The following is a 10,587-nucleotide window of genomic DNA, read 5'->3' as shown; positions in this document are numbered from 1 at the left end:
CGCGGCACCGGTCTAAAGGTCGCGGAAAGCGAGAGCCTCACGCCCGGCGGAAACCGGTGCCGCGCGAGCGCGGCACCACCAGACGGGCCTTCCCGCTTCTCGCTTCTCGCTTCTCGCCTCTCGTTTTAGCTTCCTCGCATGGCCTCCACCTACTTCGCCGACAGCCGCGCGCCGCGCTACTCCGTTCTCTTTGCGGTGCCGTTGTTGCTGGCCTATGAGGCCTCGGCCTGGTTCCTCGCCGACCCGGGCGGCGGCGGGGTCCGCAACGGCGCCGACGTCATCCTCAAGTCGCTTTTCCTGACGGTCGGTGGTCCGCGCGGGTTGCTGGTGTTCGACATCCTCCTCGCGGGCATCGGGACCTGGCTCGTCGTGCGCGACCTGCGCGCGCACCCGGGTGGCTTGCGCGCCTCCGTATTTGCCGGGATGCTCGCGGAGTCGGCGGTGCTCGCGATGCTGGTGGGAGTGGTGATCGGGCGCGCGACATCAGCGCTGCTCCGCTACCTCGTGATCGGCCCCACCGGCGGGCTCGACCTGCCATCGCAGCTGATGATCTCCCTCGGCGCAGGGATCTACGAGGAGCTGCTGTTCCGGGTGATTGTCGTGGGAACCCTCGCCGCGATTGGCCGGCGGGTCTTTCACTGGACGCCGCGCACCGCGGGCGTGGTCGCGTGTGTACTCGGTGCGCTGCTCTTCTCGGCGTTCCACTACATCGGGCCGTACGGTGACAAGCTCGAAGCCGGCTCATTCATCTTCCGCGCGCTGGCCGGCCTCACCTTCTCGGCCCTCTACCTGCTGCGCGGCTTCGGGATCACTGCGTGGACGCACGCGCTGTACGACATCTTCGTGACGCTAGGATAGCGGAGTGCCGCGCGAGCGCGGCACTTACCTGCCCGCGGCCTTTTTCGCGAGCTTTATCTTGATGATTGAATCGAGAATCGGCCGGAAGACTTCGATCGGCTGAGCGCCCGACATCATCCCCCCTTCGATGTAGAACGATGGCGTACTGGTGGCGCCCGATTTCGCGGCACCCGCGGCATCCCCCTCGACGAGCTTCCGCGCCTGGCCGCCTTGCAGACAACTCAACATCTGGTCGCGCTTGAGCCCGAGTCCATCCACCTGTGCCATGAAGTACTGTCCCGCATCCTTGAGCGGTGCCCACGCCGCCTGCTTGGCGTAGAGCAGATCGTGCGTCGGCCAGAAGCGCCCCTGGCTCGAAGCGCAGCTCGCAAACTCGGCTGCGGCCATCGCGTTGGGGTGGAGGGAGGTCAGCGGATAGTTAATGAAGATCCACTTCACCTTTCCCGTCGCGATGTACTCCTTCTCGATCTTCGGAAACGTTTCAGTCGTGAAACTCCGACAAAAGGGGCACTGGAAATCCGACATCTCGTAGACCGTGACCGGTGCCGTTGCGACGCCCTTGGTGCGCGGGGCGAGCAGAGCGTCCTGTGCCGGGGCCAACGACGGCGCGGCGGCGAGGGCGGTCAGGGCAAGCAGGAGGTGACGAACCGACTTCATTGGCATCCTCGGAGACGGGATCGGGTATCTTTCCAGCCATGATACGGAAAGGTATCGGCGCGTTGCTGGCGCTCCAACTGACGCTGGTGGCACTGCTCCCGGCACAGGGGCAGGGGATCGCGGCGCTCTTCCCGGCCAAGCCCTCTGGCTTCGTCACCGACGCGGCCGGAATTCTCGGGCCCACGGCGGTCGCGACCATCGAAGCGCGGCTGTCGCACCTGCGCGATGTCACCGGTGCCGAAATGGCGGTGGTGACACTCCCCACCATTGGTGACTACGCCGCGGCCGAGGTTGCCCTTACGATCGGCCGCAGCTGGGGCATCGGTGCCAAGGCCGCAGTTGGTGATGCGCGTCGCAATGCCGGCGTGGTCCTGCTGCTGGTGCCGCGCACGGCCGATCACAAGGGCGAAATCAACTGGGCCATCGGCAACGGACTCGAGGGCGCCATCACCGATGCGCGCTCGGGGCAGATTGCCGACGCAATGATTCCGCAGCTGCGCCAGGGCGATTACGCCGGCGCAGCCGATCTCGGCACCAGGCTTGTCGGCGATCTGATTGCGCGGGAGATGGGCGTGCAGGATTCGTCGCTGTTGCAGCCGCGACGTGCGGCCCCGCGCAACAACGGCTTCCCGATCTCACGCATTCTCGGCATGATCATCTTCATCGCGTTGATGATCGCGAGCCGCAGTGGTGGTCGCGGCGGGCGCGGTGGCGGGCTGATGGGGCCGATCATCCTCGGCGGGCTCGGTCGCGGCGGCTTTGGTGGCGGCGGTTTTGGTGGGGGTGGTGGCGGCTTCGGTGGCTTCGGCGGTGGTGGTGGCTTCAGCGGCGGTGGCGGCGGGAGGAGCTTCTGATGGATCGTAGCGAACTCGACCAGGCGATCACCAAGCTGGTCAAACAACTCGATGACGCGACCCCCACGGCCTTCTCGGCGGTACTCTACGGGTCGGCGGCGCGCGGCGATTGGATTGCAGGCAAGTCGGATGTGAACCTGCTGCTGGTGGTCGAAGATCCCGCGCCCGAGGCGCTGCGCAAGCTCACGCCGGCGGTGGCCGCGTGGCACGAGCGAGGGCTCACGCCGCCGCTGATCATCGGTCGCGAGGAATGGAGCCGGGCGGCGGACGTCTTCCCGATCGAGATCACCGATATGCAGCTCGCCTATCAGGTGCTCCGTGGCGACGATCCGGTGGGTGGTGTGACGGTCGAGCCGGGTGATCTCCGCCGAGCACTCGAGTCGGAGCTGCGTGGCAAGCTGGTGCGGCTGCGGCAGGCCTATGTTCGCTTCGGCGATGTGGCGGTGACCCTCGGCGGCTTTGCCACGAGTTCGGTGCCGGCATTGCTGGTTTTGCTACGCTGTACCAACGTTCTGCTGGGCCGGGCGCCCGGGGAGACCCCCCAGGCCACGGTGGAGGTGCTGGCTGCGGAACTCGGTGCGGATGCCGAGGTGATGGTGGAGATCGCGGCCCATCGCCGCGACAAGGAGTGGCAGTGCCCGCCCGCGACCTTTGCCCGCTATCTCGAAGCGGTCCGGCGTGCGGTGGATCTGGTGGACAACATCCAACGCGGAGATCGCTGAATGCGCGGTACCAGTCGTTCAATCATCGCCTTGCTCGCCGTGGTCTCACTGGCCAGCGGCTGCGGCTACAACACGCTCCAGGGTCTCGACGAGAACGTCAACAAGGCCGAGGGGCAGATCAAGGTGCAGCTGCAGCGCCGGGCCGACCTGATCCCGAATCTGGTCGCGGTGGTGCAGGGTGTGGCCAAGCAGGAGTCGACCGTCTACATCGGTGTGGCCGAGGCGCGGTCGAAGCTCGCGACGGCGGTGCAGGGCGGCAATCTCACCGAGATGGCCGCAGCAAACGCCGCGATGAATGCACCGCTCGGTCGGTTGATGGCAGTGGCAGAGGCGTATCCGGAGCTGAAGAGCAACCAGAACTTCACCCAGCTCCAGGATCAGCTCGAGGGGACGGAAAACCGGATCTCGGTGGCCCGAACTGACTACAACACGTCGGTGGAGGCGCTCAACAGCACGGCCCGGAAGTTCCCGACCAACCTCACGGCGAAGCTGTTCGGGTTGGGGAAGCCGAGGCCCTACTTTGATCTGACCACCCCGGGAGCGGCTGAAGCTCCGAAGGTGAAGTTCTAGCACCAAAGTGTGGCGGGGTCGCTACAATCGGTGTACCGGGGCCGCACTTTGAGTGCGGTTCCGGCGTATCGGACCAGCTCCATCGCTGGACTGATTGCGGCTAAGTTATTGCGGTAGCTAGGTTTGGCTTGAATGATCGCAGGGCAGGTCCAGGGCCGATTGGGTGGTATCGCGGCACCGGACTTGCCGTAGTAGAGTGAGACGGTAGTATTTTCTCCCCCGGAGGATTTGTGAGCGCACGCCCCAGCACCGACCCGGCCAACCAGGCCGAGGCCCAGAAGCCCGTGATGGAGCGACCGATTGGTCGCCGCACGATGCTGCGCGCCGCGATCCTCACAGTGCCGGTGGTGGCCGCGTTCTCGAAGAGCGCGAATGCTCAGACCGGAACGCACCCCTGCCCGGCGGGATCCACATATTGCGCTGTCTGTAACGACTGCCGCGGTCCGGTAACGTCCCACTGCAAATGCAATAATGGCTCGTGCAACAATGCCGAGGCGGGTTGCATTACCAAGACGTTTGCTGGGGTCCGTACTGCGACCGTCAGCAACACCTCTGGCTCGGCCATTACGTCACCCTTCTCGGGTGGTGGCGCGATCAATGACGGTGGCTTCAACTCCAGTCCTTGGCAGTAGCCAGCGCCAACTTGTCGATCGGTGGCGTCTGGGGGCTTCGGCAGGGAAGTGGTATCAGTGCAGAGCCTTGCGGGGATGTAGTCGCAGTTCAGTTAAATGAGACCAATTTCGCGCACCTCGTCGACCCCGTGTCGGCCGAGGTGCTTCTTTTTTTGGCATCATCCCCTCAGCCGATTTCCTCGATCCGGGATTTTGTCAGCAATCGCGTCAGCGACCCGGGGATCTCTGAGTCCGAGGTAACGGAGGGGTTTCTTCGGCCACTCGAAGCCAGTGGCTTGGTGGAGCTGCTCCTGTGAGGGTGGGTGACCTCGCGGTGGGCGATCTTCGATCCCGGCTACGGGCTGGGGACCTACTCGTTCGATTCGGACCGTTGGTCCTCAGACTGCAGGCGGAGCACGGCGAGTTCTCAGGGGACTTTCGACTCCTCTACTCCGAGAGCGAAGTTGTTCCACCTCTTGAGGAGGTCGCCGACCTCACGTATCAGCTCCGGCCTACGGCGCCAGGGCTTTGGACCTGGTTGGTCAACGGCGCCCCGACCCAGCGGAGCCCCTTCCCGGCACCACTCGTCCTGACCCACTTCGAGTGGGCCATTCACGATTCGGTCACATGGGCTCTCGCCCCCGCGATTGGCTTCCACGCCGCGGTGGTCGCGAACTCCACTGGCGCGGCCGTTGCCCTTGTGGCCTCTTCCGGCTCTGGTAAGAGCACTCTGGCTGCAGGGATGGTCGCTGCGGGGTGGTATTTGGTTGCCGATGAGTTTTTCGTCACGAGTCCGGATGGCAGTGTAGTTCCGATGCCGGGGCCGATTACGCTCAAGAACGAATCGATCGAGCTGATTCGCGCCCGCGGGGGCCCGTTGGTCATCGGCCCGACCGTACACGATCCCGCTCGAGGTGCGCTCGCCCACGTCAGACCAGCAGTGCGGCTGCCTTCCGACCTCAGGGTTGATGTGCGGTCACTGGTGTTTCCAACCTTCGGGCTGGATGAGCGACTCCTCTTCGATCGCGTAACACCACCCTACACTTTTCAGCAGCTGACACTTCAGAGCCAGAATAAGCATTTGCTTGGGATTCCTGGTTTCCGGATGCTGAGTCGGGTGGCCCGGATTCCTGCGTGGAAGCTTCAATTCAACGCTCTGAGTCAGGCGATCGAGGCCGTTGCCAGTTCCCTGGATGCGGGCATATGAAACCGCCAATCTTGAGTCTCCTCCGCGACCCATCTGTTGCGCGAGGCTGGACCGCAAGAGAGTGGGCCGACACGATGCCGAGACTCCAGCAGAGTGGCCTTACGGCGCACATTGCCGCGTTGGCGGATCGCGCAGGCATTACCGCTGCCCACATTCCACCCGGAGTCCGACGCCAGTTCTACGCGACATCGATCGACAGTGACGCGCAACTCCGAACACTGCGCTGGGAACTCGGCGAAGTGGTTCGGGCGCTTCGCGGGCTGGAGGTGCGCGTCGTGCCAATTAAGGGTGCTGACTACCTGCTTCGGAACGCCACACCGGCTCTTGGCCGAACTGTCGCCGATCTCGATATTCTCGTGTCGAGGAATCACCTTGCGAAGGCGACGGCCGCGCTAGAGGCAGCGGGGTGGGGAATGGGCGGCGAGGCAGTTCACGAGGGGAATCATCAGTACCCCGGTTTCGTGCATTCCTTGCGTGCCACGCAGCTCGAGTTGCATTTCCAGGTTGTGGCCGAGGGTGGCGCCGTTTCGCTCGATGTCGAATCGGTTATTGCGTCGGCCGTACCTCAGCCAGATGGCGTGCTCGCCCTGCTTCAGCCGACCGATACCGTGCTCGTCCGCGTGGCGCATTTCATCCGCAATTCCCGAACTGTGTCCGCCTTCCGCGACTTGCTCGACCTGCGCGAACTGGTCGAAGGCTTCCGCGAGCAAGATCCGCAGTTTGGGCTGGCGCTGATCGCACGAGCGGAGCTGGTGGGCCTCGGCGCGGCACTCTCGCGCGCGGTGCGCGATTCCACCGAACTCTTCGGCGAGATCGATTCGCCCGACCTCGCTGCCTGGGCCAGGCGCCGCAAGCCGTCGCTCAGTGGCGGCTCCGCGATGGCGCTGGTTCCCGATGGCTGCGCCGTCCCGTCCTTCGGCACTCGCCTGCGCCGCGTCGGGAGGATGTTTGCGCGGATGCGCTCGGCGTATCCTCCAGGGAAGACGCTGCAGGTCGGGCTCAAGGTGTTGCAGGGGAAGTCGGAATGACTCCATCGCGTGATCTGGTTGTTTCGTGGCTCGGGCTCGTCCTGATTCTGCTGGCCTCGGCCGCGGGGAAGCTCTACTACAAGGGTTCCGTGACCACAGCGCTGGCGAAGCTTGGCATGAAATCGGAGTTCTGGAGTCAGGCCATTTCCGTCGGGCTCGCTCCCGCCGAAATGATCATCGCACTCTGGCTCGCGACGGGCTGGCTCTGGCGCTGGAGCACACTGGCCACGTTCGGGCTCGTGACCGTGTTCAACGTGGTGCTGTGGCGCTTGCAGAAGCTCGGCTACGACGGCGGCTGCGGCTGCTTTGGTGGCAAGAGCGCCGGCCCGGTGCGCACGGTGCATCTCATCCGCAACGCTGCAATGTTCGTGGCAGCACTGTTGCTGCTGATGAATGCGTGGGGTGGCGCCACAAGCCCAGCTCCGCTCTGGGCATTGCCCGGGGCGGTGCTGCTGCACGCATCGCTGATATTGGGAGTTCTGCTGGTGCTCTACCTGCTGGCCGGCGCGGCCGAGAAGCTGCTCTTCCGCGCCTACTGGGAGTAACCCGCTACGCGGTGGCGGGCGGCTTGGGGAAGAGATTTTCCGGCTTGTGCGTCACGGCGCCCGCCACCATTGGCACGAGTGCGTCACTCCACGCTGCTTCGGGCAGCCCCGCCTGACCCACCGCATTCCAGAGTTCGGCGGCCTTCGCCGGCATCAGTGGCGAGGCCATCACCGCGAGCCGCACCAGGCAACGTGCGAGTGCGGCGAGTGCCGCATCGAGTTTCGCATCGTCGCCCTGCTTCGCGAGCGCCCACGGGGCTGTGGTCACGATGTAGCCATTGGCTTCGCTCACCAGCCTCCACGCGGCATCCGCGGCCCCCTTGATGTCGATCGCGTCCATCGCAGCGGCATACTCCGCCACCGCAACATCCCCGGCGAAGTCGAGACTCTCCGGGCCGGTGGCAGCCGGCACCACGCCGTCGCGGAATTTCGCCAGCATCGCCGTGGTGCGTGAGGCGAGGTTGCCGAGACCGTCGGCGAGATCGGAGTTGTAGCGGGCGTCGAAGCGCTCGAAGGTGAAATCGCCGTCGTTCTCGAAGCCGACTTCGCGCAGCAGGAAGTAGCGCAGGGCATCGGCGCCGTGCCGGTCGATCGCGTCGTCGAGCGAAACAGTGACCCCTTCCGACTTGCTGACCTTCGCGCCGCCCCACTGCACATAACCGTGTGCCCACACTTCCTTCGGCAACGGCAGCCCCGCGGCCATCAGCATCGCCGGCCAGATCAGGCAGTGGAAACGAGTGATTCCCTTGCCGACAACGTGGATGTCGGCCGGCCAGATCTGGTCCCAGCCGGCATCGGGATAGCCGGTGGCGCTGAGGTAGTTGATCAGCGCGTCGAACCAGACGTAGACGGTTTCGTCGTCGGAGCCGGGGAAGGGAATACCCCACGGCAGCCGCCCGCGCGAAACCGAGATATCCTGCAGGCCTTCGTCGAGCACGCGAAGAATTTCGTTGCGCCGAATGGCGGGCTCGACCCGGAATTCGCCGGAGTCGATCACCGCGCGCACCGCCGCGGTGTAGCGCGACAGCCGGAAGAAGGTGTTGCGCTCCTTCGTGGGCACCAGCTCGCGTGACGGGTGCTCGATGCAGCGGCCGTTGACGATCTGACCTGGCTGCTTGAACTCCTCGCATCCGACGCAGTAGAGCCCTTCGTACTCGCCAACGAAGAGATCGTCGGGGTTGCGCGCCTTGATCTGCTCGAGCAGCGCCGTCACGCCGTGCGCGTGCCGCGCCTGGGTCGTGCGCATCCAGTCGTCGTGCGAGCAGTGCAGCCGGCGCCAGGTGCTCTCGAAGCGCTCGGAGATGGTGTCGACCCACGCGGCCGGCGTCGCACCACCCGCCAGTGCCGACTGATAGACCTTCTGGCCGTGCTCATCCATTCCCATCAGGAAGCGCACCGGCTCGCCGCGGAGGCGATGCCAGCGCGCGATCACGTCGGCGCCGACCTTTTCCAGCGCGTGGCCGAGGTGTGGATCACCGTTCGAATAGTCGATGGCGGTGGTGATGTAGAACGGCTTCACGCAGGCCCTCCGTTCTGCGGGCCGCGAGGGCGGCGTGGGCCACCCGGTGGCCGGGCATTGTCGCGCGGTGCGCGCTCGGAGGCCACTGGCGCGCTCGCTTCCGGTGCCTGCCCCTGGGCCTGCTCGACTTCATCGCGCAGGTCGAGCAGTGTCACGATCCGTGGGCCCTGTTCTTCGCTCTTGAGGAAGACGCGCTCGCGGAAGATGTCGACCGCAACGACCTTCTCCATCCCGCGCAATGTGTAGATCGCCTTCCCCTCCTTGGGGAAGCGCTTCCGCGACGTGACGTAGAACTCGTGCTCATACTTGAGGCAGCAGAGCAGGCGACCGCAACCACCCGAGATCTGTGCCGGATTGAGCGAGAGATGTTGATCCTTCGCGAGCGCGAGGTTGACCGGCCCGGGCTCGGTGAGCCAGGTGCTGCAGCAGTACTCGCGGCCGCAGCGCCCCACTCCGCCCAGACGCGCGGCCTCATCGCGCACGCCGATCTGTCGCAGCTCGATGCGGGTGCGGAACTTCGACGCGAGCTCGCGCACCAGGGCGCGGAAGTCCACCCGGCGATCGGCGGTAAAGTAGATCGAGAGCCGGCCGCGATCCCACTGCCACTCGGTGTCGGAGATCCGCATCGGGAGTTCGTGCGCCTTGGCGCGCTCGATCACCTGGCGACGCACGTCCTCTTCGCCGCGGCGGAGTTCTTCGTGCTGCTTGATGGCGTTGGCGTCGGCGCGGCGGACGACGTTGGGGCGCTCGATTGTGGCTGGCGACGGGTTGTCTCCCTGCCCGGAGGGCGGGGGCTCGGACGTCGCGTCGTCCCCGACCGCAGTCGAAGCGGGTGCAGTTGCCTCCGCCTCATCGCCGGTTCCGCAGGAGGTACAGCCGCCACACTTCGCCAGCGCTGCATCGCCCACGCTGTTGACCCAGCCAAAATCGAGCCCGCGCTCGACATCCACGAGCACGGGCTCATTCAGGCGCAGCAGGTTGCCTTCATCGTGCCACTCGAAAAATGCCCGACGATTTCCCTTGAATCGCACTTCAACAGTTTGCGACATCACGCTTCCGCGTAGGCGCCCATCGCCGCGTACTTGTCGAAGCGGCGCTTCACCAGTTTGTCGGGCCGCACCTTGCGCAGCTCGGTGAGATGACGAATGAGTACCGCGCGCAGCGATTCGCCGGCGGTCTCGGGATCGAAGTGCGCCCCGCCCACCGGCTCGTCGATGATCTCATCGACGAGGCCAAGTCGCAGCAGATCGTTGGCGGTCATCTTGAGTGCCTCGGCCGCGCGCTCGCGCTGCGCCGGATCCTTCCAGAGGATCGCGGCACACCCTTCGGGCGAGATCACCGAATAGACCGAGTTCTCGAACATCAGGATCCGATCGGCCACGCCCAGCGCCAGCGCGCCGCCGGAGCCACCTTCGCCGATCACCACCGAGATGATGGCCGTGGGGAGCGACGACATCTCGAGGATGTTGCGTGCGAGTGCCTCCGACTGGCCCCGCTCTTCGGCTCCAAGCCCGGGGAAGGCGCCGGGGGTGTCGATGAGGGTGATGACCGGCGCGTGGAAGCGCGCGGCGAGGTGCATCAGCCGGAGCGCCTTGCGGTAGCCCTCGGGATGTGGCATCCCGAAGTTGCGCTTGATGTTTTCCTTGGTGTCGCGCCCCTTCTGGTGGCCGATCACCATCACCGACTGCCCCGCGAGACGCGCCCAGCCACCGACAATCGCCGGGTCATCGCGGAAGAGCCGGTCGCCGTGCAGCTCGATGAAGTCGGTGAAGATCGACGAGAGGTAGTCGAGGGTATACGGACGCCGGGGATGACGCGCCACCAGCACCCGCTGGATCGGCGTGAGCCCCTTGTAGATCTCGTCACGCTTCTGGTCGAGCTTGACCTCGAGGGTCGAGAGCTCGCCAGTCACGTCGATATTGCGCTCGTCGCCGACGCGCTTGAGTTCATCGATCTGGCGTTCGAGTTCCGCAAGCGGCTTCTCGAATTCCAGGGTATATGCGGTGGCCATGCCAA

11 protein-coding genes are annotated in these 10,587 nt (G+C 65.3%); 7 read left to right on the top strand and 4 right to left on the bottom strand.

Annotated elements, in window-relative coordinates; all coding sequences use genetic code 11:
• The first annotated feature begins 138 nt into the window (after nucleotides 1–138).
• Nucleotides 139–858: a CPBP family intramembrane glutamic endopeptidase gene (locus tag V4558_01950; protein ID MES2304238.1), complete on the top strand. Its 720-nt coding sequence runs from the start codon at nucleotides 139–141 to the stop codon at nucleotides 856–858.
• A gap of 24 nt (nucleotides 859–882) precedes the next feature.
• Here V4558_01950 and V4558_01945 read toward each other — a convergent pair whose 3' ends face one another.
• The gene (locus V4558_01945) at nucleotides 883–1,515 is read right to left on the bottom strand and encodes a thioredoxin domain-containing protein (GenBank protein MES2304237.1); all 633 of its coding nucleotides are present in this window, start codon (nucleotides 1,513–1,515) and stop codon (nucleotides 883–885) included.
• Nucleotides 1,516–1,553: 38 nt separating this feature from the next.
• On the opposite strand from V4558_01945, the gene V4558_01940 reads away from it, so the two are divergent.
• The 6 genes from V4558_01940 (at nucleotide 1,554) to V4558_01915 (ending at nucleotide 7,052) form a co-directional block, all read left to right on the top strand.
• A complete protein-coding gene (locus V4558_01940; protein ID MES2304236.1) occupies nucleotides 1,554–2,369 on the top strand; it encodes a TPM domain-containing protein in 816 nt (271 codons plus the stop codon).
• Nucleotides 2,369–3,091, top strand: a complete 723-nt coding sequence (locus V4558_01935) for a hypothetical protein (protein ID MES2304235.1) — start codon at nucleotides 2,369–2,371, stop codon at nucleotides 3,089–3,091. Before V4558_01940 ends, V4558_01935 begins: the two co-directional genes overlap by 1 nt.
• Nucleotides 3,092–3,661, top strand: a complete 570-nt coding sequence (locus V4558_01930) for a LemA family protein (GenBank protein ID MES2304234.1) — start codon at nucleotides 3,092–3,094, stop codon at nucleotides 3,659–3,661.
• Nucleotides 3,662–4,663: 1,002 nt separating this feature from the next.
• A complete protein-coding gene (locus V4558_01925) occupies nucleotides 4,664–5,479 on the top strand; it encodes a hypothetical protein (GenBank protein ID MES2304233.1) in 816 nt (271 codons plus the stop codon).
• On the top strand, nucleotides 5,476–6,507 hold the full coding sequence (locus V4558_01920) for a nucleotidyltransferase family protein (GenBank protein MES2304232.1): 1,032 nt from the start codon (nucleotides 5,476–5,478) through the stop codon (nucleotides 6,505–6,507). Before V4558_01925 ends, V4558_01920 begins: the two co-directional genes overlap by 4 nt.
• On the top strand, nucleotides 6,504–7,052 hold the full coding sequence (locus V4558_01915; protein MES2304231.1) for a MauE/DoxX family redox-associated membrane protein: 549 nt from the start codon (nucleotides 6,504–6,506) through the stop codon (nucleotides 7,050–7,052). The genes V4558_01920 and V4558_01915 overlap by 4 nt, the downstream gene beginning before the upstream one ends.
• A gap of 4 nt (nucleotides 7,053–7,056) precedes the next feature.
• Here V4558_01915 and metG read toward each other — a convergent pair whose 3' ends face one another.
• From metG to V4558_01900, 3 genes are read right to left on the bottom strand one after another with little or no spacing between them, the layout of a single operon-like run.
• A complete protein-coding gene (gene metG, locus V4558_01910; GenBank protein MES2304230.1) occupies nucleotides 7,057–8,571 on the bottom strand; it encodes a methionine--tRNA ligase in 1,515 nt (504 codons plus the stop codon).
• Nucleotides 8,568–9,620: a regulatory iron-sulfur-containing complex subunit RicT gene (ricT, locus tag V4558_01905; GenBank protein MES2304229.1), complete on the bottom strand. Its 1,053-nt coding sequence runs from the start codon at nucleotides 9,618–9,620 to the stop codon at nucleotides 8,568–8,570. The genes metG and ricT overlap by 4 nt, the downstream gene beginning before the upstream one ends.
• Nucleotides 9,620–10,582 (bottom strand): acetyl-CoA carboxylase carboxyltransferase subunit alpha, encoded by a 963-nt coding sequence (locus tag V4558_01900; GenBank protein MES2304228.1) that lies wholly within the window; start codon nucleotides 10,580–10,582, stop codon nucleotides 9,620–9,622. The genes ricT and V4558_01900 overlap by 1 nt, the downstream gene beginning before the upstream one ends.
• Between the last annotated feature and the right edge of the window lie 5 nt (nucleotides 10,583–10,587).

The sequence above is a fragment of the Gemmatimonadota bacterium genome, from assembly GCA_040388535.1.
In the GTDB taxonomy this organism is placed as follows: Bacteria; Gemmatimonadota; Gemmatimonadetes; order Gemmatimonadales; family GWC2-71-9; genus Palsa-1233.
This window is presented reverse-complemented; position numbering and strand designations above follow the sequence as displayed.